Below are 23541 nucleotides of genomic sequence, written 5' to 3' on the forward strand. Positions count from 1 at the left end.
GCATCTTCCCCGTCGACGAACCCCGCCGTCCCTGGTGCGACCCCGAGCCGACCGACTGAGTTCACAACCAGCCGGATCGAGTAACCACCCAATAGACTCACGCGGCCCGGTCCGCGAAAAGCGTTGCCTGCCCGGCGGATCCGGTGCGGACCAGATCGGCGACGGTATCGCCGGTCAACTCCGTCAGGCGCAGGTAGTCGCCGCGCAGGTCGCGGGCGAGGTCGGCGGCGAGACCGAGGCGGATCATGCCGCGTTCGCAGTCGACCACGATGGAGGTGACGCCGTCACGCGCGAGCAAACCCGCCGCGGCCCGAGCGCGCGGCACCGGATCGGCTCCTCCGGTAGCGCGACCGTCGGTGAGCAGCACCAGCATCGGGCGTCGGCGCGGATCGCGCACCCGCTCGCGGTGCACCACCTCACGCGCCTTCAGCAGTCCGGCGGCCAACGGCGTCTTGCCGCCGGTGCGCATACCCGACAGCCTGCGCACCGCGATATCCACCGAAGACGTCGGCGGCAGCGCCAATTCGGCCGTCGCGCCGCGCACCGTGATGACGGCGACCTTGTCTCGGCGCTGGTAGGCGTCGCGCAGCAGCGCGACCACCGCGCCGGTCACCGCCGAGAGCCGGTCGCGGGCCGCCATCGAACCCGAGGCGTCGACCACGAAGACGATCAGATTCCCTTCGCGCCCTTCGCGATACGCGCCGCGCAGATCCTCGGCGGTCAGTTCGAGCGGCCCGCCGAGCCTGCCGCGTGCCCGCTGATGCGGCGCGGCGGCGAATACGGTGCCGAGCAGATGCAGACCGGAACCGGCGTCGGTACTGGAGCGTACGACCCGGCCGTTGCGTGTCTGCGCCCGCGACCGACGGCCCGGTGCGCCTTCGCCGACACCGGGCACCTGCCAGCGGGGCGCGGCCACCGGCGCGGATTTCGCTGCCCCAGTACGACTTTCGCGAGAACGCCCACGCGGGCCGTCGGGTCCGCGATCGTCCGGGCCATCGTCATCGGGGCCGTCGGGCGGAGTACCGGGCCCACGGTCGTCCGGGCCATTGCCCTCGGGACCATCGGGCGGAGAATCGGGTCCGCGATCATCGGGGCCATTTCGCTCGGGACCATCGGGCGGCGAATCGGGTCCGCGATTATCCGGGCCATCGGACCCGTCGGATCCCAGGTCGTCGGGCGCGTCGGCCCCGTCGTCAGCATGAGGTCTCGAATCATCTCGAGGCTCAGCGGAATCCGGCGTGGAAGCCCGCTCCGCCTCGGCCGCCGCATCGCGCATCGCCTCGTCGAGCTGTTCCTCACTGATGCCCGGCTCGTCGAACGGATCGCGCCTGCGCCGGTGCGGCAGCGCCAATTCCGCCGCCACCCGCACATCGTCCTCGGTGACCCGGTCGCCGCCGCGCCATGCGGCATGCGCGGTCGCCGCCCGAGCCACCACCAGGTCGGCCCGCATGCCGTCGACGTCGAAGGACGCGCACAGCGCCGCGATCCTGCGTAGCTCCACATCGTCGAGCAGCACACCGGCCAACCGGGCTCGCGCGATCAGAATGCGTTCGGCGACTTCGTGATCCGCGGCGGCATAGCGTTCGGCGAAGCCGAACGGATCGGCCTCGTAGTCCAGTCGCGCGCGCACCACCGCGACGCGCACGTCGACATCGCGCGACGCGGCGACGTCGACGGTGAGCCCGAATCGGTCCAGCAGCTGCGGCCGCAGTTCGCCCTCTTCCGGATTCATGGTGCCCACCAGCACGAATCGCGCCGGATGCGAATGCGAGACACCATCGCGTTCGACGTGCACCCGGCCCATCGCGGCCGCGTCGAGCAGCACGTCCACCAGATGGTCGTGCAGCAGATTCACCTCGTCGACGTACAGCACGCCGTGATGTGCGGCCGCCAGCAATCCGGGCCGGAACGCCTGCTCCCCGTCGCGCAGCACCCGCTCGAGATCCAGCGAGCCGACCACCCGGTCCTCGGTGGCGCCGACCGGCAGTTCGACCAGCCGCGCGGGCCGCGCCCCCGCCTCGTCCACCACCGGCGGCAGCAGCTGGGCCAGCGCCCGCACCACCGTCGACTTGGCCGTCCCCTTCTCCCCGCGCACCAGCACCCCGCCGATCCCGGGATGCACCGCGCACAAAATCAGCGCCAGCTGCAACCGCTCCTGCCCGACCACCGCCGAGAACGGGAATCCGGGTTCACCGTCGGCGCGCATGCGGGCCGAATCCGATTGCGTCAGGTCGATAGAAGCGGACACGCCCCAACTCTATGCGTGCGCCGACGGCGGAGCCCACAGCGCCCCGTCACCAGGCGACCATCGCGTTCGATTCAAGCGACGGTGACAGCGTCGAAGCGGCTCGCCGCCGCCCGACTTGTCATCCGGCCCGACTCGAATACGCTGTGCCCGTGCGCGATCTGGGGTTGGGGTTCGGCTATTTGGTACGCGGCCAGCGGTGGGTGGCGAACCACGGCCGCTGGTTCGGGTTCGGGCTGCTGCCCGGTTTGCTCGCGCTGGTGCTCTATATCGCCGCGCTGGTCGGATTGGCTTACGGCGCGGACGATTTCGTCACCTGGGCGACGCCCTTCGCGAATCACTGGTCCGCCAGTGGGCTGTTCCGCGGCTTCCTGGCCGTACTGCTGTGGATTCTGGCCCTGTTCCTGGCGATCATCACCTTCACCGCGGTGACGCTGGTGCTCGGCCAGCCGTTCTACGAGGCCCTTTCCGAACACGTCGACAAATCCCTCGACGGCGCGGCGCCCGAATCGGGCCTGTCGGTCTGGCGGGAATTGTGGATCGGGATCCGCGACGGCATCCGCGTCGTCGTCCGTGCGGCCGTCTGGGGTGTGCTGCTCTTCGTCGCCGGCTTCCTGCCGGTCGTCGGTCAGACGGTGGTCCCGCTGCTCGGCCTCGGCGTCACCGGATTCTTCCTCACCCAGGAACTCACCGCGGTGGCGATGCTGCGCAGGCGCGTCGAATTGCGCGAACAGCTGACCCTGCTGCGATCACGACGAATGCTGGTGTGGGGCTTCGGGATTCCGCTCGCCGCGGTATTCCTGGTGCCGTTCGTCGCGGTACTGCTGATGCCCGGCGCCGTCGCCGGGGCCACCATGCTGGCCCGCGAGCTGACCGGCGGGCGCGAATATGTCCCCACGCACCCCGCATCGGGTGCGTGAGGAGTCGGCTCAGCCCTTGCGCATCGGCGTGTGCATGATGCCGTCGTCGTCGAATTCCTCGCCGTCGACCTTGAACCCGTGCTTGGCGTACATATCCGTCAGGTAGGACTGCGCGCTCAAACGCACTGTGGCCGAACCGACTTCGGCCAGCGCCGCCTTCACCAGCCGGGTGGTGTACCCGTGCCCGCGATACGGGGCCGCGGTGCACAGCCGACCGATCCGGTAGGTCTTCACACCGTTTTCGCGCTCCTCCAGCAACCGGAGGGTCGCGACGACCTCACCCTCGTCGTCGAGCCAGAAGTGCCTGGTCCGCGGCAGTAGGTCGAATCCGTCCAACTCCGGATACGCACACTTCTGCTCGACGACGAACACCTCGACGCGAAGTTTCAACAGCTGGTAGAGGGTGGCGGTATCGAGATCCTCGGCCCACGACCGTTTGAGAGCAACCGTTGACATCATCGCGTCTTGGTACCACACCTACGCGTTTGCCGCGACCCCCGCAGGTCCTGGCGTGTTGACCTTCACATCGGTCAGATTCAGCGCCTTGGAGGTCCACTCCCAGACCTCGTGGAACAGCGGCTGATTCTCCGAGAGCTTCACGCCGAGCGAGGGCACCATCTCCTTCAGCTTCGGCGTCCACTGCGCGTACTCGCGCGGGAAGCAGCGCTGCAGCACATCCATCATCGCGCTGACGCAGGTGGAGGCGCCCGGGGAGGCCCCGAGCAGTCCGGCGATGGTGCCGTCCTCGGCCGCGATCACGGCCGTACCGAGCTCGAGCACGCCGCCGATGCCCTTGCGGCGGATGATCTGCACCCGCTGGCCCGCGGTGATCAGCTCCCAGTCGTGGCCGTCGGCCCGCGGCACGAATTCGCCCATCGAGTAGACCTTGCCCGACTCCGACTTGAGCAGCTCGCTCACCAGGTACTTGACCAGGCTCATCTCGGTGAGGCCGACGCCGAGCATCGGCGAAACATTGCCCGGCCGAACCGATTTGAACAGATCGGAGTTCTTGCCGTCCTTGAGGAACTTCGGCGTCCAGCCCGCGTACGGGCCGAACAGCAGACCGGGACGGCCGTTGATGACACGAGTATCGAGGTGCGGCACCGACATCGGGGGCGCACCCACCGCGGCCTTGCCGTAGACCTTCGCGTTGTGCTGGGTGGTCAGCTCCGGGTTCGTGCAGCGCAGGAACTGGCCGCTCACCGGGAAGCCGCCGAACCCGGCGATCTCCTTGATACCGGACTTCTGCAGCAGCGGCAGCGCGCCGCCGCCCGCGCCGACGAAGACGAATTTGCTTCGGAGCGTACGGATTTGACGGGTGCGGGTGTTGCGCACCTTGACCAGCCAGCTGCCGTCGGACTGCTTGGTCAGGTTGCGCACCTCGTTGCCGAAGGCCAGCTCGGCGCCGCTGGCGCCGAGGTAGGCGAGCAGTTCCTTGGTGAGCGAACCGAAGTCGATATCGGTGCCGTAGTCGGTCCAGTTCAGCGCGACCGGATCGGAGAAGTCGCGACCGCGCGCCATCAGCGGTAGTCGCCGCGTGAACTCGGCCGGGTCGTCGATGTACTCCATACCCTCGAACAGCGGATGCCGCGACAGCGCCTCGTAACGCTTGCGCAGATACTGCACGTCGTCGGCGCCGTGCACGAAGCTGACGTGCGGAATCGGGTTGATGAACCCGGACGGGTCGCCGAGCACGCCGTTCTGCACCGCGTAGGCCCAGAACTGCCGGGACACCTGGAACCGCTCGTTGATATCGATCGCCTTGGACACATCGACCGAGCCGTCCGGCTTCTGCGGGCTGTAGTTCAGCTCGCAGAGCGCGGAGTGCCCGGTGCCCGCGTTGTTCCACGGGTCGCTGCTCTCCGGCGCGGCGGCGTCGAGCCGCTCGAACAGCGTGATCGACCAATCCGGCTGCAGCTGACGCAGCAGCGCGCCGAGTGTGGCACTCATGATGCCTGCACCGATGAGTACTACGTCGGTCTTTTCAGTCTGGGCAGCGTTCGGCACGGGTAGATCGACTTCCTTGTCTCCGCGCACCACCGGCGGGTGGCGCGCATGGCACGGGCGCTATGTGGTTGTGGGCTGTTTCCGCGACGCGGCGGGAGTAGGTTACCCACCGTTCACCTAAGGCCAATTGTGCACCTCACCGCTTGCAACCCCCGCAACGAACCGGCCGAATGTGACATAGATACCTTCGGCAACGAGTGAGACGCACAACCTTCAAACCCCTCCGTACGTCGCCTAGATTGGTGCTTGTGACGAACGAAACCGCGCTCGGCGTGTCGGATATCACGGGCGCACAGTGGCAACCCGATGTCCTCGGCACGGAGTACCAGCAGCGCACGATTCCGCTCGGCCCGGATCCGGACGGCGAGGGCGAGGCGGTAGCCACCCTCGTTCGCTATACCCCGCCGCAGCGGGTGGAAACCGAGGCGAGCGCCGTGCTGTACCTGCACGGTTTCACCGATTACTTCTTCCAGCAGCATCTGGCCGAACATTTCGCAGCGCGCGGGCACCGGTTCTACGCGCTGGATCTGCGCAAATGCGGCCGCTCCCGGCGGGAGGGCCAGACCCCGCACTATGTCAGCGATCTGGCGCTGTACGACGTCGAGCTGAATGCGGCACTGGATATCGTCCGGGCGGAGACCGGCGGCGAGGTGCTGGTGGTCGCGCATTCCACCGGTGGACTGGTGGCCGCGCTGTGGCTGGACCGGCTGAACCGGGCGCGCGGGACCGTGGCCGCGGGCGTCACCGGCCTGGTGCTGAACAGTCCCTGGTTCGATCTGCAGGGGCCCGCGTACTACCGATCCGTCGGCACGCCGATCATCAAGGCGCTCGGGCGTTTTCGCGCGAGGTTCGCGCTACCGGGCGCCGAGATCACCAGTTACGGCGACAGCCTGCACAACAGCGTCGCGGGTGAATGGGACTACAACCTGGATTGGAAACCGCTACAAGGGTTTCCGGTGCGCTTCGGCTGGCTGCGGGCGATCCGCAACGGGCACGCGCAACTGCACCGGGGGCTCGATATCGGTGTGCCCGCACTCATTCTGCGTTCGCGGATAACGACTTTCGCGCGCAAGTACGGTCCGGCCGTCGACGTCGCCGACGCGGTGCTCGATGTCCGGCAGATCCAGCGCTGGTCGGGCTGCCTCGGCGACCGCACGAATATCGTGCCGATCGACGGCGCCCGCCACGACGTGTTCCTATCCGCGGCCGCGCCGCTGGCGCAGGCCTTCACCGAGCTGGACAACTGGCTCGACTGGCTGGCCGGATACCGCTCACCAGAGGCTGGTGCGTAACACGATCTCGGTGGCCAGTTCGTGGTCGGCCTCGGTGGCCACATTGTCGACGTCGACCTGCACCACCCGGAATTCGCCGTAGACATTGCGCCCCGAGGCGTCCGCGATCGCCCGCGACAAACCCTTGGTGACCAGCATCGTCGTCGGCAACTCGACCGGACGGCAGGTCGGGTCCAGCACGATCCCGTCGGCGCCGGGCAGGGCCGGATGGCCGCGATCGGCCACGACCAGGCTCACGAAGCGACCCATCCCGCCCGCGGCCACCTGCCAGGCCAGCGTCGCGCCCGCGCCGCGCCCCGCGACGTTCACCCACGGCACCTTCAGCTCGTCCAGGATGGCGTGCACTCCGGCCTGGTCCAGGCCGTCCAGCGATTCGACCGCGATGGTGCGCAGGTCGGAATTGTGCAGTCGGGCGCAGACCCGGTCGTAGACGTCCACCGGATCCCCCGCGCCGGGCAGCAGCAGGACGGTATGCCGGGACTCCGGCCCATCGACCCGCACGGTCCAGGTCCGGTCACCGACCGTGATCCGCCGAGAATTCATGCCGTAGAACGCTACACGCCGGAGCTGAATCCGGCGTTTGGAACCGATGCACGTGTACGACCGACGGCGAAGACCCGAATAGTGAGCCCGACGCGTGGCGACATCCGTCACGAGGTTCGAATCACGGTGCCGGTCAGTGGATTCCGAGATATCGGCCGAGCGCGTCATCGAGTTCGGCCATGCAGTCGCGAGTGAGGTTGCCCACCTGCTCTTTCAGATAGTCGGTATCAATGGTGCGGATCTGATCGACCAGCAACCGTGTCTCCCGGCCGTCGATCTCGACCAACGGCCGATACACCGAGCCGCCCGCAGAAGTGGAAGTGGGGACGATCGTCACCGTCGATCCGAGCCAGTCCGACGGGCTGACCAGCACACCGAGGCGTCGGCCACGCTGTTCGTGCCCACGCTTGGCCTCCCCCAAGTCGACCTTGTAGACCGCGCCACGGACCAACATCTACCACGCCTCCGGCTCGTCGTTGAGGTCCTCGTCCCGCAGGCGGTCGGCGTCGGCCTGCGCCTGCTGTAGCCATTCCTGCCGGTCCAATAGGCGCAGGGCGCGACGAATCACGTCGGTGGTGTTCTCGTCGCCGCGACGGGCGCGGTCGATGATGCGCTCGTCGTCGGCACTGGGACGGAAGGTGATCGTTGCGGCCATACGACAAGTGTATGACACATGTAAGACATCTGCTAGGCGCTGAGCAGCGCCCGTGCAACGTCCACCCGGACGGCTTCGGCTCGTCAGAACCGGCTGGTCGATAGGCCGGGCAGGTCGGGGGTTGGGCCGTCGGTGATCAGGCGTTCCACCTGGGCGAGGTCCAGGTGTTGTTCGAGGAGGTCGGCCAGCAGGTCCAGTTGGGCGGTGCGGATGGCGGCGACCGAGATGTCGGCGGCGATGGTGAAGCCGGTGCGGCCCGCGCGGGCCGCTACCTCGCGCAGCCAGGCGCGGCGGAAATCGTCGGATTCCAGTAGGCCGTGTAGGTGGGTGCCCCAGATGGCGGCGCGCACACTGCCTTCCGGGGCGCCGTCGACGGTCAGCCAGGCGGGGTCGGCGTTGCGCGAGACTCGGCCGTGGTGGATTTCGTAGCCGTGCAAGGGGATTCCGGATGCGGCATGGTGTCCGGCGCTGCGCCGCAACACCTTCGGCTCGGCGAATTCGATATCCAGGTCGAGCAGGCCCAATCCGGGCACCGCGCCCGCACCGGATTCGACCGGGTCGACGATGTGTGTGCCGAGCATCTGATAGCCGCCGCAGATGCCGAGTATCGGCCCGCCCGCGGCGGCGCGTGCGGCGAGCGCGTCGGCTATTCCGTTGCGGCGCAACCATTCCAGATCCGACACGGTGGCCTTGCTGCCCGGCAGCACCACCAGGTCGGCGTCGGCGAGACGGGACGGCTCGGCCACCCAGCGGACGGCGACACCCGGCTCACAGGCCAGCGCCTCGACATCGGTCGAGTTGGAGATGCGGGGCAGCCGGACGGCGGCGACGGTGAGCCACTCGGTTCCGGCGGGTGGCCGGGGACGGCCGACCGGGGCGTCCGCGTCGACGCCGAGCGAATCCTCGGCATCGAGCCACAGCTCGTCCGCGTACGGGAGCACACCGAGCGTCGGACGGCCGGTGAGCTCGGCGAGCCGGTCCAGCCCGGGCCGCAGCAGCTCGGGATCGCCCCGGAACTTGTTCACGATGAAGCCGCAAATCAATTGCTGGTCTTCGGGTTCCAGGATCGCGAGGGTGCCGAACAGGTGGGCGAGCACCCCGCCGCGATCGATATCGCCGACGACGAGCACCGGGAGCCCGGCCGAGCGCGCCAACCCCATATTCGCCAGATCGGTTGCGCGCAGGTTGATTTCGGCGGGTGAACCGGCGCCCTCGCAGATCACCACATCGAATTCGGCGCGCAGCGCGGCCAATTCGGCATCGACGAGAGCGCGCAGCTCGCGCCGGTGCCGGAAATAGTCACGCGCGCCGACCGTGTCGACCGCCCGGCCGCGCACCACCAGTTGCGAGCGCCGGTCGCTGCCCGGCTTGAGCAGCACCGGATTGAACCGCACGCTCGGCTCCAGCCCGCACGCCCGCGCCTGCAACGCCTGCGCCCGGCCGATCTCGCCGCCGTCGAGGGTGACCACCGAATTGTTGGACATATTCTGCGCCTTGAACGGCGCCACCCGAATACCCTTGCGCGCCAACAGACGACAGAGCCCGGCCACCACCACGCTTTTCCCGGCGTCGGAGGTGGTCCCGGCGACCAGCAGCGCACCCCTCACGGAAGCGTGAGGATCTCGGCCCCCGTTTCGGTGACAACGAGTGTGTGCTCGAACTGAGCCGTCCACTTGCGATCCTTGGTGACCACGGTCCAGCCGTCGTCCCAGATCTCGTAGTCGATGCCGCCGAGGTTGATCATCGGCTCGATGGTGAAGGTCATGCCGGGTTCGATGATCGATTCGATCGCGGGCTGGTCGTAGTGCAGGATGACCAGGCCGCTGTGGAAGGTCGGCCCGACACCGTGCCCGGTGAAGTCGCGCACGACGCCGTAACCGAACCGGTTCGCGTACGACTCGATCACCCGGCCGATGACGTTCAGCGCCCGGCCCGGCCGCACCGCCTTGATGGCCCGCATCGTGGCCTCCTCGGTGCGCTCGATGAGCAGCCGCACCTCCTCGTCGACCTCGCCGGCCAGGAAGGTCTTGTTGGTGTCGCCGTGCACGCCGTTTATATAGGCGGTGACGTCGATATTGACGATGTCACCGTCCTCGATCACGGTGGAGTCCGGAATGCCGTGGCAGATCACCTCGTTCAGCGAGGTGCAGCAGGATTTCGGGAAACCCTTGTAGCCGAGCGTCGAGGGGTAGGCGCCGTGGTCGCACATGAACTCGTGCGCGATGCGGTCGAGTTCGTCGGTGGTGACGCCCGGCGCGACGGCCTTGCCCGCCTCTTCCAGCGCCTGCGCGGCGATCTTGCCCGCGATGCGCATCTTCTCGATGGTCTCCGGCGTCTGGACCCAGGGTTCGTGGCCCTCGTTGACGGTCTTCTTCCAGGCGTACTCCGGGCGCTCGATCGCGCGCGGGACCTCACGGGTTGGCGAGAGTGTGCCGGGAACGAGCGGCTTGCGGGTGCGCACAGACATGTTCCACAGCGTAATCGGACGCCGGTCCGAGTCGTCACCGCTACCGCCGGTTCGGTTCCGAACGCCCGATCCCGGCCGTACCGCCACGCCGCGCACCCGGCGGCTCACAGCTCGCCGAACCACCGGAATTCCGCTGTGCCACGGACCTTTTCACGGCTGGCAAGGGCCGCGCGAGGCCGCCGCGCTCACACTTGTCGGTGGGAAGGATGGCAATGTACGAATACGAGTCTTTGAACAAGCAATTCATCGATGGCGAATGGGTTTCCGGGACGGGTACCACCGTCCTCGTGGACACCAACCCGTACGACGACACGGTGCTCACCAAATTGCAGGGCGCGACGACGGCCGATGTCGACCGGGCATACGCAGCCGCCGCGGCGGCCCAAACGGCCTGGGCGGCAACGAATCCCTTCGAGCGGCGGCTGGTGCTGGAGAACGTGGTGCGCGAGGTCGAGACGCACCGGGCCGATATCGCGCGGCTGATCACCGAGGAGACCGGCGGCACCGTCATCAAGACCGCGGTGGAGATCGACCTGGCGCTGCAGATGTTGCGGGAGGCGGTGACGCTTCCGGTCCGGATGGAGGGCCGCATCATGCCGTCACCGCTGCCGGACCGGGAGAACCTGGTGTACCGGGAGCCGGTCGGCGTCGTTTCGGTGATCGGGCCGTTCAACTTCCCGTTCCTGCTGGCGCTGAAGTCGGTCGCGCCCGCGCTGGCCGTCGGTAACGCGGTCGTGGTCAAACCGCACGAGCAGACCCCGATCCTGGGCGGGACCATCCTGGCGGAGATCTTCCGGCGGGCCGGTCTGCCCGACGGCGTGCTCAACGTGATCGTTGCCGATATCGCCGAACTGGGCGATTCGTTCATCACCCACCCCATCCCCCGGGTCATCTCCTTCACCGGTTCGACGACGGTGGGCGCGCACATCGGCGAGGTCGCCGCCCGGCACTTCAAGCGTTCGGTGCTCGAACTGGGCGGCAACAGCGCATTGATCGTGCTCGAGGACGCCGATCTGGAATTGGCCGTCGACGCGGCGGTGTTCAGCAGGTTCACCCACCAGGGTCAGATCTGTCTGTCGGCAAATCGGCTGGTGGTCGCCAGGCCGGTATACGACCGGTTCGTCGAGGGTTATCTCCGCAAGGTCGAATCGCTGCCGGTCGGGGATCCAAGGGATCCGGCCACCATCGTCGGACCGCTCATCAGCGACCGCCAGGCCGATACCGTCGAATCGCTCATCGAACAGGCCATCGCCGGTAACGCGACCGCCCTGGTGCGCGGCGTCCGCAGCGGCCGCGTGCTCGCACCGACGGTCCTGGCCGAGGTGACCACCGATATGCCGATCTCCCGCGAGGAACTGTTCGGCCCGGTGGCCCTCGTCATGGCTGCCGGCGACGAGGACGACGCGATCCGCATCGCGAACGCGACCCCCTTCGGCTTGAGCGGCGCCGTGCATTCCCGCGATATCGACCGCGCCATCAGGGTGGCTCGCCGGATCGACAGCGGGATGGTCCATGTCAACGACGGCACCATCCACGACGAACCGAATGTGCCCTTCGGCGGCGAGAAGTCCTCCGGGGTCGGCAGGCTCAACGGCGAGTCGTCGCTGGCGGAATTCACCACCCTCAAATGGATCTCGGTCAACCGCGGTCGTCGTCAATTCCCTTACTGATAACGCATTTTCACGGCCGAGAGCGCGGCACCGTCATGGTGTCGCGCTCTCGGCTTTTTGAATTAGCCAACTGGATGCTTTTGGGACATCCGAGTAGTCGAGTCGCGTGTCCATATCACTCACCGGACCGGTCGGTTCATCCAGCGGACCAGCACCAAACGATGCGTATACGGCTACGCGTGTCACTGCTGATATCCACGGCGACCGTTGTGGATCGGGTTTGCCAGAAGGGGCGACCCGACGTCGAAGGAGGAAATATGGCCGACATCGCAGGACTGGGCGCGCTGCAAAAAGCGCTCCTGTCCGCAATTGATCAAGTGGGAGCGGTGATTTCGGATTCACTGCAGAACAATCCGGGAACGGTGTTCGTCTACCAGAAGCCGGGGCTCGCCGTGGATCCCAAGCGGTACCTGAACCCGTGGCTGCCGGAAGGGGATGTCTACGCGCTGATGGACAGTACCGGCCACACCGTGCCGGGCGCCGGATCGACGCCGGGTAAGCCGGGCACACCCGATCCGAATCTGCAGGCGTCCATTGCCGCCGCGGCGGCGACGGCGGATCTGGTCGACGACCATCTCGCGCTCGCTTCCCCCTTCGCGGCGAAGTCACTCGGCAGCGCGTCCACGGCCTGGGGGGTCGTGCAGCAGGCGATCAGCGGCGATCCGCCGACGGCGCCGTCGAAGGATGTGCAGGACAAGATCAATATGGCCAGGAACCTGCTGTATGTGAACGGCAGGGTCGGCAGGCCCACCCAGGGATACCAGGACTATCAATTCGCGGTGGACGCGCTGGCGAAGGCACGGAAGGCGAAGTCCGACGCCTTCTACAAGGCGATGGCCGATCCGGCGCTGGGGCAGGCGTGGCCGATGGACAGCGCGTCCTACGACAACGACATCCACCGGGCCGAAACCGATATGGCGGCCGCCGACCACGCCGATTCGAGCATGGCGTACTCGGAGGCAGCCGATTTCCTGTACTCGCAGGGCACCAGCATCATCGATGCCGCGGTTCGCGGGGTCAAGGATCGCTGGTCCACCTACGGCGAGCTCGGGACCGCACGCGGCACCTTTCCGTTGACCATTCTCGATCCGCCGTCCTGGTGTGATGTGACCGATGACAGCTTCGGCGCGATGCAGCTCTCGGTCAGCAATTTCAGTTATGAGAGCGCCTCGGCGAACGGGTTCAGCGACAACTCGACGTCGTATTACAATGACTCCGGATCCAGCAACGGCGGTGGCGTCGGCATCGTCTGGGGACCGTTCAGTGCGACCGCCGGTCTCGACACCACCAGCGCCGACTACTACAACTCACAGTCGGCATCGCAGTCATCGGGCGGCGTGAACTGGGATCGTTCCCAGAGCGCATCGATCACCGGCGAGTACTTCGTGGTGAATGTCAAGCGGCCGTGGCTGTTCGAGGAGATCTTCCGGATCAACAGCGGCTGGTACGTCAAGGACCAGCCGAAGAACTACATCAGCGATGGCACCAATAGCGCTGCCAACAACGGTAATTGGATGCCATCGCTGATCGTGCAGCTGCTCGTGGCCCGCAACCTGACCATCACCTGCGATGACTGGGGCGATGTCGGCACGCACTTCGCCAACGCGGCACAGTCGTCGAGCAGCAGCAGCCATACGGATTCGACGAGCTTCGCCGGTTCGGTCGGCATCTTCGGACTCGGCGGCACCTACAACCACAACGATTGGAACGCCAACGGCCAGTATTTCCAGCACGACGATGGACAGCAGAGCTGGAGCTATCAGCAGTCGGGCAGCGGCGGCACGCTCGTCGTGCACGGCACCCAGATCGTCGGCTGGTTGGTGCGCGTCGTGCCCGCCTCCCCGCCGAAGGCGAGCAACTGATGGCCCACAGCATCAACGAAATCGGCCAGCTGCTGGTGTCGGATCTGGCCACGGCGTACGGCATCGCCAATGCCCCCGACAAGGCCATGGCCTTCTTCCAGGGCGTTCCGGTGGACGACAAGATCGTCCAGAGCGGCAGGATCAACCCACTGCGGTTGGGGCAGTGGCTGGCTCTTTTCGACACCACGCCGATCCTGACCCCGGCGACGGCGGCCATCACGCCGCCTCCGGGCGGGGAGAGCGCGACGAGCTGGTATTCGGCGATCATCACCGGCGCACAGCCGCTCAATGCGACAAATCTTGCGGGACAGCAGTTCTCGACTCGATTGAATCACGACAAATCGCTGTTCGGACAGGTCAGCGTCGATGAGCCGCTGACCTGCGAGCCACCGGATTGGCCGATGCCGGGTACGCCGTATTGGCAGACCTGGAATTCGGCATCGCACACCACCACGACGACCGCACCGGGCAAAAATCTTGTGGCGGGTAGTGATTGGGCGATTCGCACCACGGAACCGGCCGCGACCGGCGGTGGTGGCGGCAGCAGCGGCGGTAGCGGTGAAATGCTGATGTCGGTCGCAGGCGGACCGCCGATCATCTGGAATCCCGGTCCTGGACACAACTTCGTCAACGACGACGGGCTGCTGCACGACGTCGGCCAGCCAACGACCGGCACCACGACGGACACCACAACGACGACGACCTCGGATATCACCATCCAGTTCGACTACATGCTGGTGAGTCTCACGCGGCAGGTCGCGGGCACGACCTGGTGGGATGACGTGCTGCTGAACGATCCCGCGTGGTATCTGCCCGGCTATCAGGCGGGCAAGTTGCTCGGGAGAGGGTCGGGCGGCGCGGTGCCCGTCCTGCCGTACGCACTGGTGCTCGCCAGGAACGCCGTCGTCACCGGCACCTGGGACAACCAGCAGAACACGACCCGCGTTGGCCCGCTTCGGGTTTCGGTCACCACCAGCGGCGACTCGGTCGCGGTCGGCTGGGCGGGCATGCAGGCCATCGCGCTGCTCGCCGATGTCCTGCCCGATCTGCCGCCCGAGGACGATCCGGCCTCATGAACGAAATCGACTGCTACACAATAAGAAGGAGGTGCCGGTGATGACCGTCGAATTCGGCGACCACGCCTGGTACTGGAACGGCAATGTCTCGTCCACCAAGAACATCCCACGCGCGCAATGGTTTCCGGGTAGCAATCCGAGCGACCCGACCGACTATCAGGGCCACGGCGTGGAGATCTACAACTACGTGTTCTACGACAACAACGTGATCCTGCGGGGGCAGCCGCATCTGCGCCACGGCACCGGCAGCTACGCCTGGCTGAACAACAATCCGGGCAATCTCACCGGCGTCGCGGGCGGCCCCGACTACGGCCAATATCCGGGAAAGTTCAACTGGCACAACTTCTTGATCTTCCCGGACTACGACACCGGATTTCTGGCCATCGGGTTGTTCCTGCAGAGCCCGGCCTATATCGACCTGTCCATCCAGGCGGCCTTCCGGAAATATGCCCCCGCCTCGGACGGTAACGATCCGGACACCTACGCCGCCGATGTCGCCGCGGCGGCGGGCGTCGACGTGTCCACCCCGATCAGCGACCTCACCGCCGAACAGATGTCGCTGCTGCAGAACAAGATCGCCCAGATCGAGGGCGCCGTGCCCGGCGACACCCTCGCCTACGATTCGGACGACCTGCCGCAGGCGATCAAGGACCTGATCGCCTGAACAGCCGAGAGCGCGACACCGCTGTGGTGTCGCGCTCTCGACCTTTGTTCACCTGCCCAGGCGACGACCTTCCAGGACCGCGGCGACGGCGTAGGCGGTGCCGCCCGCGATGGCCAGGACCCAGTAGAGCCCTGGGGTGCCGAAGAAGATCGCGGCGCCCCCGATGAGGGCGAGGCAGCTGCCGAGACCGTAGTGCAGCGTATTGCGGCGGGCCGCGCCCTCGGCGAGGTAGATCAGGCCGACGACGAGGGTGGCGCCGGTCGGCCAGAGCATGCCCTGCAGCGCGGGCGCGTCGACGGCGGCGCTCAGGCCGGTGATCATCGCGAACAGGGCGGTGAAGCCGACGATCCAGGACAGTCCGAGCAGGTTGGCGCCGAGCCGCTCGGGCTTGCTCGCGCCGCGCTGAGCGCGACCCGCCGCGATCATGGTCCGCACGGTGCCGACCGCGAGTCCGATGGCGAGCAGCGCGGTGGGCAGCCAACCGGGTAGGGCGAGCAATGGGTCGGCGCCTTTGGCGAGTGCGGCCGCACCGTGCCCGAAAAGGTAGGCGAAGGCGAAACCGATGTAGGCGGAACGGTTGTCGATCCGGCCCGATGGGCGGGCGGGTGCGGTGATCGGAGTGCTGAGGGCGGTGGCGTGCATGGCGGAATCTCCGGGTGAGAGGTGGTTGGGCTCGAGGCGGCTGGCTAATCGCGGCATTGAGCAGGCACTGCCGGGCATTTCGTGCTGGTGACTCAGGCCTCGGGGACGATGACGACCTTGCCGAGGACGGTCCGCGACTCGGCCAGCGCCAGCGCGGCGGCGGTCTCGGCCAGCGGGAACCGTGCGGCGATCTGCGGGATCAGTGCGCCTTCCGCCACCAGCCGCAGCACCTGGGTGAGGTCGTCTGCGAGGCGGCGGCGGAAGGCGGCCGGGTTGGTGCGCTTGCCCGCCCAGAAGTTGTAGAAGTGCGCGCTCTTGCCGTTGGGCAGGTAGTTCCAGGCCAGCAGCCGGCCGAAAAGGGCCAGGATCGGCAGTTTCGCCGCACCCGCGTCATCCTTGGTCGACGCGGACCCGTAGTTGACCAGGGTGCCGCCCCGGCGCAGCAGCCGCCACGATTCCGTCAGGCCCGCGCCGCCGACGTGGTCGAAGACGGCGTCGACGCCATCGGGGGCGATCTCCCGAATCCGCTGGTACATATTCGGGTCTCGGTAGTCGACCGGGATCGCGCCCAGCTCGCGCACGGTGTGGTGATGACGGGCCGACGCCGTGCCGATCACGGTGATCCCGGCATGACGGGCCAGCTGAACCAGGGTGGAGCCGACGCCGCCGTTCGCCCCGAGCACCACGATGGTCGAACCGGCTCGGACACCGGCCGTGCGGTGCAGCATCTGCCAGGCGGTGACGCCGTTGACGACGACCGTCTCGGCGGCGGCCGCGTCCACCTCGTCCGGCACCGGCACCAGGTCCGCCGCGTCGATCAGCAGATGGCTGGCCCAGCCGCCGACCTTGGTGACCGCGGCGAAACGACGGCCCACCAGCGCGGTCGCCACACCCGGCCCGGTGGCGACGACCGTGCCGACCACGTCGTAGCCCGGCACGAACGGGAACGGCGGCTGATCGAAGTACTTGCCGAGCCGCATCTGCTGTTCGGCGAACGACACTCCGGTGGCGTCCATCCGCAGCACCACCTGCCCATCGGCCGGGGCCGGGAGCTCACGTGTCCGAACCCGCAGGCCGTCCGGCTCGACCTTGCCGGGCAGGACGATCTCGGTGACGCGGGTGGCGGTGGTGCTGTTCATCGGGTTCCCCTAAGGATTCATCCGTTTGCTTACAGTCGTAAGGTAACTGATGTAAGCCAACTCACGCAAGGACTTACAGCTGTAAACTTCACGATGTATGGTTACGGCATGAAGAAGACGGAGTCCGCCGTATCGACGCCCACCCGCGTCCGCAACCGCCGGGGCGAGGGGGCCAAGCTGCGCGACGAGATCATCGCCGCCGCCGCCGAAATACTCGATGAGGAAGGCGACGAGCGCGCGGTCACGCTGCGCTCGGTCGCCCGCAGGATCGGGATCGCCGCCCCATCGATCTATCCGCATTTCCCGGACCAGCCGGCCATCATGCTCGCGGTGGTCCGCCAGGAGTTCGACCGGCTCGCGGTCACCCTGCGCACGGCCGCGGACACCGGCGGCCGCGACCCCCGGCGACGACTTCTGGCCGCGTGCCACGCCTACTTGGAGCTGGCCCGAACCCACCCCGAGCGCTATCGCACCATGTTCGGCGGACTGTGGGTGCCGACCATCGGCGACAGCTCGATCAACGAGGAGGACCTGACCACCCTGGGTTCGGAAACACTGCAAATCATCGCCAACGAGCTCGGCGCCTGCGTCGCCGCCGGTCAGGCCACCAGCGATGATCTTTTCGCCGACGCGGTCGCGCTATGGCTCGGCCTGCACGGCCTGGCCCACCAGCGCGCCGTCACCGCCAGCTTTCCCTGGCCGGACGATATCGCCGAACGCATCATCGGCGCGCTGGCCCACCTCGAGACCGCCTGAACGCGCGCCGATCCCAAGCCCCGCAGCAGGATTCGATGCCTGTACAACCTTCCGGGAATACGATCGGACCACGGTCCGTTTAGTCGAGAGGTTGACATAGAAACTTCTTCCAGGGAAGGGCTCGAACAGTGGAACTGGGACTCACGACGTTCGCCGAGCGGTATCCCGCAGGCGACCGGCCCGCGCCGACCGCGGCCGAGCGGCTGCGTCAGGTGGTTGCGGAGGCGGAGGCCACCGAACGGGCCGGGCTCGATGTCTACGGCGTCGGCGAACATCACCGGAAGGATTTCGCCGCGTCCGCGCCCGCGGTGGTGCTCGCGACGATCGCCGGACGCACCGAACGCATCCGGCTCACCAGCGCGGTGAGCGTGCTCAGCTCGGACGACCCGGTCCGGGTGTATCAGGAGTTCGCCACGCTCGACGGTCTGTCCAACGGCCGCGCGGAGCTGATGGCCGGACGCGGAAGCTTCACCGAAAGCTTTCCGCTCTTCGGCTACAACCTCGCCGACTACGACGAGCTGTTCGAGGAAAAACTGGCTCTGCTCTTGCACATTCGAGACGAGGGCCCGGTGACCTGGTCCGGCAAATTCCGCGCGCCGCTGCGCGACGCCATCGTCTATCCGCGCACCGACGACCGTCCGCTGCCGGTGTGGATCGCGGTGGGCGGCAGCCCCGAATCCGTCATCCGCGCAGGGCTTCTCGGCCTGCCACTGGCCATCGCGATCATCGGCGGCGAACCGGCCCGCTTCAAACCGCTTGTCGATCTCTATCACCGCGCGCTGGCGGAAGGCGGGCACAAGCGGCAGCCGGTCGCGGTGCACGCGCACGGTTATATCGCCGATACCGAGGAACAGGCGATCGCGGACTTCTACGAGCCATATGCGTTGGCGATGAGCACAATTGGTCGCGAACGCGGCTGGGGCCCGATGACCCGCGCCCAGTTCGACGGATTGCGTTCGCCGCAGGGCTCGCTGTTCCTCGGCACCCCGGATTATGTCGCCGAGAAGATCGCCGATATCCGCGACACCCTCGGACTGGATCGGTTCATGCTGCACAGCAGCGTCGGAACCATTCCCCACGAGAAGGTCCTCCGCAATATCGAACTTCTCGGTCAGAAGGTTGCGCCGCAAGTTCGTTGACGCCAGCCGTCCCCCGTGTCGGGTGTCGAACCGTCTGGGGACTCGGCGGAGACCGATCGAGTGTGATTGGCGGACAGCACAATCAATCATTCCGGGCGGGTATTCGCTTGGTGCAGAACATAACTGGGGATTAAACGCCCCCGTGGCGCGGATAAAGTTACAGAGCGCCCGGGGACGGCTCCGGTGCCCGGCGTGATGAGGACGACCCGCCGAGTGGTCTGAATCCCTTTCCGACACAAGAGGGAGTTGTGTGATGGCCGAGTATCTCCGGACCGCCGAACAGCGGGCCACCATGCCCAAGAACCGGTTCATGAACCTGGCCGTCGCTTCGGCGTCGGCGCTCGCCGGCACGATCATGCTGGCGGGTCCTGCCACGGCGGACCCCACCCTCACCCTCACGGTCGACAGCAACCAGCATCTCAACGCCGACGGCACTGAAAAAATCACAGGCACCTATACCTGCACCGCTGTCGGCCGGGTCAACAGCACCAGGAACAGCTACCTGAGACAAGGTGAGGTCCAGCCGATCGTGCCCGCGAGTAAGGCGATGGTTACCTGCGACGGCGCCGCGCACCCCTACACCACCGACATCCCGGCGCCGGAGACTTACCCATTCCAGCCCGGCCCCGCCACATTCAATATCACCTGGGATTTGTACAGCGCGGATGGGAGCACCGAGGTCAGACTCACCGATCTCCCCGTCACCCTGCAATAGAACAGACATCGTGCCGCTGGATGATCAAATCACTGACGGAGCGCAATATCGAATTGCTCGGCGAAAGGTTGCCCGCAGGTCCGCTGAAATCCAAGCCGCCGCACGCCTTTCGGCGCGCGGCGACCCGCTCCCTGCAATCGATTACTGTTCTTCATCCAAATCGGCGGTCAGCCACTGACGCGCGGTATCGATGTCATTGTGCTGCAACGGGAATCGCCCCGCGAGCCGGTCGCCGATCGCGGCGGCACATCCTGTGTGTCGCTAGTCCTCGCCTAGATCGCGCACGAATTCCAACGTCCACGCCTCCTGGAATGCAGCCTGGACTGCCGACTGAGGTGGATGCAACTCGATCTGTGCGCCGCGGTGGCCGGCACGCCAGACCAGTCCCTTCTCCGAGAGGATTTTGACCCCGCCGATGACCCGCTCGAAGGTGAACTTCGCCCACTGCTCACGCGGCACGTTGTTGACCCAGAGCCTGTCCTGATCGACCAGCAGACCTCCGGTTTCGTGGAAGGCGAGGTGCATCACGTAGGGTGCGCCAGGCATGGGTTCGACCGGCACGATGGCCCATTCTTGCTCGAGCGGCATCGGATTGAGGTGGTCGGTGATGACGGGAGCGCCTTTTTCTATTGCGTGTTCGGTGGCCGTCACCAGGGACGTTGCGCCGATTAGATGGGCGTGGATCTTGTAGATGCCGGGCCGAATCGGAACTGGTGGCATGGCCGATCTCCTTCTTCTTCACGCGATTCACCCACCGCGGCCGGAGCCGACATCGCGGATACTCCGATGTGCCGCAATGCGCACGATACGACGAGAAATATGAGCAACGCCCAATTCCGGCGCGGCCGGGATGGAATTCGATAAACGAACCCCATTCAAGGCAATGCATTGATTGCCGATCCCGATGAACCGCTCGGTTTTTCGGATGACATGTAATATTGTCCGCCGAAAGCCGTTGTGCCGTCAACCCTTTCACCCCACCATACATAGGGGTTTCATTAATCCTGTCGTCATAACAACCGGTTTCGTTCTTTCGCGTACGGATACGCTTGGCGCACAACCGAATTAGTGCAGAATTCAACCGCTATTCGACGAGCCGGGCCTCGAAGGCGATCCGATCGCCGCGGTACAGCGAGCGCACCCGCTCTATCGGCCGCCCCTCGGTGTCGACGCTGCGCCGGTGCAGCAGCAAAAGCGGTAGGGCCGTGGAGCATTCGAGCAACCCCGCCTCACGGGGGGAGGCGAGGACGGTTTCGATGCGCTCGATCGCATGATCGAAGACCACGCCCAGCTCGCGCATCGCGCGATAGAGGGAGGTGGTCGGGTCGTAGGTTTCGCGCAGCGCACCGAACCGGTCCAGGCGCATGAAAGTGCTTTCCAGGCCGATGCGTTCGCCGTCGGCGAGCAGCACCCGCTCCAGGTGCATCACCGAAACGCCAACGGGCACTTCGAGATCGCGCGCGGTGTCGGCGTCGGCGGGCACATCCTCCCAATTCACCAGGATGCGTCCCGGCACCCGACCGTACGCGAGCGCGCCCTCGGTGTACGAGCGCAGCTGCATCGGCTGCACCATCTTCGGCCGGGATACCACCGTGCCGCGGCCTTGGCGGCGAATTCGCCCCTCCACCAGTAAATCTCGCAAAGCCTGTCGCACGGTCTCGCGGGCCACCTCGAAGCGGACGGCCAGATCCCGTTCGGAGGGAACGGGATCGCCCTCGGTGAGTTGATCGAGGATCCGCTCCAATTCGGTGCGCACCAGGTACGACTTCGGCAGCCTTCCCACCCCAGCGACATCCGTGGCCTCCATGCCAACAGCGTACCGGCCAGTGGTCTATACCAAATGTTCACCAGCCGTTTACAGCCCCAACACACGTTGGTCTAGACCATTCGTCAGCATGGCTGCCATGCGTTTGGTCGTCATCGGCGGTGGCATTCTCGGCACCGCACACGCCCTGGCCGCGATCGACCGGGGTCACGAGGTGGTGCAGCTGGAACGGGAGCCCGAGGCGCGCGGCGCGACGGTGCGCAACTTCGGGCTGGTGTGGGTATCCGGGCGGTCGGCAGCCGAACTCGAGCTGACGCTGCGTTCGCGACAGCTGTGGGAGGAGATCGGCGGCCGCATACCGGGCGTCGGATTCCGCCCCGCCGGTTCGATCACGCTGATCCGCACACACGCCGAACTCGCGGTCGCCGAGGCCGCCGCGGCGGGCCCGACCGCAGGCGCCCGCGGCTTCGAATTGCTGGAACCGGAGCGGGTCAGCGCCATCAACCCGGCACTGCGCGGCAAATACCTTGCCGGACTGCACTGTTCGACCGATGCCGCGGTCGAGTCGCGCCAGGCGCTGCCCGCCGTCCGCGCGTATTTGGCCGCCACCGGCCGCTACACCTTCCATCCGAGCACCGAGGCGCGCAGCGTCACCGACACCGGTTCGGGAGCCGTCGTCGTCGACGATCTGGGCCGCCGTCACGAGGCCGACCTGGTATTGCACTGCCCGGGCGCCGCGCATACCGGCCTGACCCGCGAACTCGTCGGCGCCATCCCGGTGCGCCGGGTCCGGCTGCAGATGATGCAGACCGCACCGCTCGGCGAACCGCTCACCACCGCCATCGCCGACGGCGACAGCTTCCGCTACTACCCGGGCTTCGCGGGCGCCGAACTCGACGCGCTGAATCGCGAACAGTCCCAATCGGCTACGGCCGCGGAGCACAAGATGCAGCTGCTGTGCGTGCAGCGGTTGCACGGCGGGCTCACCATCGGCGATACCCATGAATACGCCGAACCGTTCGCCTTCGATGTCGACGAGGCGCCGTACGAACACCTCACCGCGGTGACCGAGGAATTGCTGGGACGTGAACTGCCGCAGGTGATCCGGCGCTGGGCCGGGGTGTACAGCCAGAGCGTCGACCCGGACACCATCGTCACCAGGGCGAAGGCCGATGAGCACGTGTGGGTGGTGACCGGCCCCGGCGGGCGCGGCATGACCCTCGGACCCGCGATCGGCGCCGAAACCGCCGATCTGCTGAACCTGTGAGGAATCCGTTGAGCGACAACACGATCGACCTGGCCGTGCTGGACATGGCGGGCACCACGGTGTCCGACGGCGGGCTGGTGCAGCGCGCCTTCGACGCGGCGGCCACCGCGGCGGGCATGGAAACCGAAGGCCCGCGGCGCGATTCGGCGCGGCAGTACGTGCTCGACACCATGGGCCAATCCAAGATCACCGTATTCCGCGCCCTGTTCGACACCGAGGACCAAGCCCAGCTCGCCAATCGGGCCTTCGAATCCGCGTACGACGAGCTGATCGACGAGGTCGGCGTCGCGCCGGTGCCCGGTGCGGCCGATGCCATCGAAGCGCTGCGCACCGCGGGCGTAAAGGTGGCGCTCACCACCGGTTTCAGCCGAGCCACCCAGGACCGGTTGCTGAATGCGCTGGGCTGGAACGAAATCGCCGATCTCACCCTGGCGCCCGCCGACGCCGGACGCGGCAGGCCCTACCCGGACCTGATCCTCACCGCACTGTTGCGGCTGCGCGTCGACGCGGTGGATCGCGTTGCGGTGCTCGGCGATACCACCAGCGATATCGCCAGCGGACTCGCCGCGGGCGCGCGCATCGTCGCGGGCACGCTCACCGGCGCGCACGACGAACCGCGGCTGCGCGCGGCGGGTGCGACCCACGTCGTCGCCTCGGTCACCGAATTCGCCCGGCTCGTACTCGCGACCCGCGCATGACGCGGCCATCGACCGCCCG

Annotated in this window: 23 protein-coding genes; 11 read left to right on the plus strand and 12 right to left on the minus strand. The window is 66.9% G+C overall.

What is annotated here, in order from left to right:
• Nucleotides 1-97 precede the first annotated feature (97 nt).
• On the minus strand, nucleotides 98-2206 hold the full coding sequence (locus F5544_RS32870; RefSeq protein ID WP_167479634.1) for a VWA domain-containing protein: 2109 nt from the start codon (nucleotides 2204-2206) through the stop codon (nucleotides 98-100).
• A 191-nt stretch (nucleotides 2207-2397) separates the two neighbouring features.
• On the opposite strand from F5544_RS32870, the gene F5544_RS32875 reads away from it, so the two are divergent.
• Nucleotides 2398-3165: an EI24 domain-containing protein gene (locus F5544_RS32875; RefSeq protein ID WP_167476778.1), complete on the plus strand. Its 768-nt coding sequence runs from the start codon at nucleotides 2398-2400 to the stop codon at nucleotides 3163-3165.
• Nucleotides 3166-3174: 9 nt separating this feature from the next.
• Here F5544_RS32875 and F5544_RS32880 read toward each other — a convergent pair whose 3' ends face one another.
• Nucleotides 3175-3624 (minus strand): GNAT family N-acetyltransferase, encoded by a 450-nt coding sequence (locus tag F5544_RS32880; protein WP_167476779.1) that lies wholly within the window; start codon nucleotides 3622-3624, stop codon nucleotides 3175-3177.
• An 18-nt stretch (nucleotides 3625-3642) separates the two neighbouring features.
• Entirely contained in the window at nucleotides 3643-5172 is a 1530-nt protein-coding gene (mqo, locus tag F5544_RS32885; RefSeq protein ID WP_167476780.1) for a malate dehydrogenase (quinone), read from the minus strand.
• Between the two features lie 248 nt (nucleotides 5173-5420).
• Between mqo and F5544_RS32890 the strand changes: the two genes are divergently transcribed.
• Nucleotides 5421-6464, plus strand: coding sequence for an alpha/beta hydrolase (locus F5544_RS32890; RefSeq protein WP_167476781.1), 1044 nt, complete (start codon nucleotides 5421-5423; stop codon nucleotides 6462-6464).
• Here the strand turns inward: F5544_RS32890 and F5544_RS32895 are convergent.
• The 5 genes from F5544_RS32895 to map all read right to left on the minus strand — a co-directional run bounded on the left by F5544_RS32895 (nucleotide 6444) and on the right by map (nucleotide 10129).
• A complete protein-coding gene (locus F5544_RS32895; protein WP_167476782.1) occupies nucleotides 6444-7007 on the minus strand; it encodes an alpha/beta fold hydrolase in 564 nt (187 codons plus the stop codon). The two genes, F5544_RS32890 and F5544_RS32895, sit on opposite strands and share 21 nt — an antisense overlap.
• 133 nt (nucleotides 7008-7140) lie before the next feature.
• On the minus strand, nucleotides 7141-7461 hold the full coding sequence (locus F5544_RS32900; protein WP_167476783.1) for a type II toxin-antitoxin system PemK/MazF family toxin: 321 nt from the start codon (nucleotides 7459-7461) through the stop codon (nucleotides 7141-7143).
• Nucleotides 7462-7662: a hypothetical protein gene (locus F5544_RS32905; RefSeq protein ID WP_167476784.1), complete on the minus strand. Its 201-nt coding sequence runs from the start codon at nucleotides 7660-7662 to the stop codon at nucleotides 7462-7464.
• Nucleotides 7663-7745: 83 nt separating this feature from the next.
• Nucleotides 7746-9269 (minus strand): cobyric acid synthase, encoded by a 1524-nt coding sequence (locus F5544_RS32910; protein WP_174867452.1) that lies wholly within the window; start codon nucleotides 9267-9269, stop codon nucleotides 7746-7748.
• Complete coding sequence (gene map / locus F5544_RS32915; RefSeq protein WP_167476786.1) at nucleotides 9266-10129, minus strand: type I methionyl aminopeptidase; 864 nt, start codon at nucleotides 10127-10129, stop codon at nucleotides 9266-9268. Before map ends, F5544_RS32910 begins: the two co-directional genes overlap by 4 nt.
• Nucleotides 10130-10341: 212 nt before the next feature.
• On the opposite strand from map, the gene F5544_RS32920 reads away from it, so the two are divergent.
• From F5544_RS32920 to F5544_RS32935, 4 genes are all read left to right on the plus strand, one after another.
• Complete coding sequence (locus tag F5544_RS32920) at nucleotides 10342-11799, plus strand: aldehyde dehydrogenase family protein (protein ID WP_167476787.1); 1458 nt, start codon at nucleotides 10342-10344, stop codon at nucleotides 11797-11799.
• 257 nt (nucleotides 11800-12056) lie between these two features.
• Nucleotides 12057-13661, plus strand: a complete 1605-nt coding sequence (locus F5544_RS32925) for a hypothetical protein (protein WP_167476788.1) — start codon at nucleotides 12057-12059, stop codon at nucleotides 13659-13661.
• Entirely contained in the window at nucleotides 13661-14737 is a 1077-nt protein-coding gene (locus F5544_RS32930) for a hypothetical protein (protein ID WP_167476789.1), read from the plus strand. Before F5544_RS32925 ends, F5544_RS32930 begins: the two co-directional genes overlap by 1 nt.
• Nucleotides 14738-14777: 40 nt before the next feature.
• Nucleotides 14778-15401, plus strand: coding sequence for a hypothetical protein (locus tag F5544_RS32935; RefSeq protein WP_167476790.1), 624 nt, complete (start codon nucleotides 14778-14780; stop codon nucleotides 15399-15401).
• 48 nt (nucleotides 15402-15449) lie between these two features.
• Here F5544_RS32935 and F5544_RS32940 read toward each other — a convergent pair whose 3' ends face one another.
• On the minus strand, nucleotides 15450-16043 hold the full coding sequence (locus F5544_RS32940) for an ABC transporter permease (protein ID WP_167476791.1): 594 nt from the start codon (nucleotides 16041-16043) through the stop codon (nucleotides 15450-15452).
• A 92-nt stretch (nucleotides 16044-16135) separates the two neighbouring features.
• Entirely contained in the window at nucleotides 16136-17182 is a 1047-nt protein-coding gene (locus F5544_RS32945) for a medium chain dehydrogenase/reductase family protein (protein WP_167476792.1), read from the minus strand.
• 108 nt (nucleotides 17183-17290) lie between these two features.
• On the opposite strand from F5544_RS32945, the gene F5544_RS32950 reads away from it, so the two are divergent.
• The 3 genes from F5544_RS32950 (at nucleotide 17291) to F5544_RS32960 (ending at nucleotide 19792) form a co-directional block, all read left to right on the plus strand.
• Complete coding sequence (locus F5544_RS32950; protein ID WP_167476793.1) at nucleotides 17291-17938, plus strand: TetR/AcrR family transcriptional regulator; 648 nt, start codon at nucleotides 17291-17293, stop codon at nucleotides 17936-17938.
• A 128-nt stretch (nucleotides 17939-18066) separates the two neighbouring features.
• Nucleotides 18067-19077 carry an LLM class flavin-dependent oxidoreductase gene (locus F5544_RS32955; RefSeq protein ID WP_167476794.1) on the plus strand — a complete coding sequence of 337 codons (1011 nt, stop codon included), beginning with the start codon at nucleotides 18067-18069 and terminating at the stop codon, nucleotides 19075-19077.
• 253 nt (nucleotides 19078-19330) lie between these two features.
• Nucleotides 19331-19792 (plus strand): DUF6299 family protein, encoded by a 462-nt coding sequence (locus tag F5544_RS32960; RefSeq protein WP_238847513.1) that lies wholly within the window; start codon nucleotides 19331-19333, stop codon nucleotides 19790-19792.
• A gap of 261 nt (nucleotides 19793-20053) precedes the next feature.
• Here F5544_RS32960 and F5544_RS32965 read toward each other — a convergent pair whose 3' ends face one another.
• Both F5544_RS32965 and F5544_RS32970 read right to left on the minus strand, forming a co-directional pair.
• Nucleotides 20054-20512 carry a hypothetical protein gene (locus F5544_RS32965; RefSeq protein WP_167476796.1) on the minus strand — a complete coding sequence of 153 codons (459 nt, stop codon included), beginning with the start codon at nucleotides 20510-20512 and terminating at the stop codon, nucleotides 20054-20056.
• 364 nt (nucleotides 20513-20876) lie between these two features.
• Entirely contained in the window at nucleotides 20877-21599 is a 723-nt protein-coding gene (locus tag F5544_RS32970; protein ID WP_167476797.1) for a GntR family transcriptional regulator, read from the minus strand.
• A 97-nt stretch (nucleotides 21600-21696) separates the two neighbouring features.
• On the opposite strand from F5544_RS32970, the gene F5544_RS32975 reads away from it, so the two are divergent.
• Both F5544_RS32975 and F5544_RS32980 read left to right on the plus strand, forming a co-directional pair.
• The gene (locus tag F5544_RS32975; protein WP_167476798.1) at nucleotides 21697-22824 is read left to right on the plus strand and encodes a TIGR03364 family FAD-dependent oxidoreductase; all 1128 of its coding nucleotides are present in this window, start codon (nucleotides 21697-21699) and stop codon (nucleotides 22822-22824) included.
• An 8-nt stretch (nucleotides 22825-22832) separates the two neighbouring features.
• Nucleotides 22833-23522, plus strand: a complete 690-nt coding sequence (locus F5544_RS32980; RefSeq protein WP_167476799.1) for a phosphonatase-like hydrolase — start codon at nucleotides 22833-22835, stop codon at nucleotides 23520-23522.
• The last annotated feature ends 19 nt before the right edge of the window (nucleotides 23523-23541 follow it).

It is taken from the genome of Nocardia arthritidis (genome assembly GCF_011801145.1).
In the GTDB taxonomy this organism is placed as follows: domain Bacteria; phylum Actinomycetota; class Actinomycetes; order Mycobacteriales; family Mycobacteriaceae; genus Nocardia; species Nocardia arthritidis_A.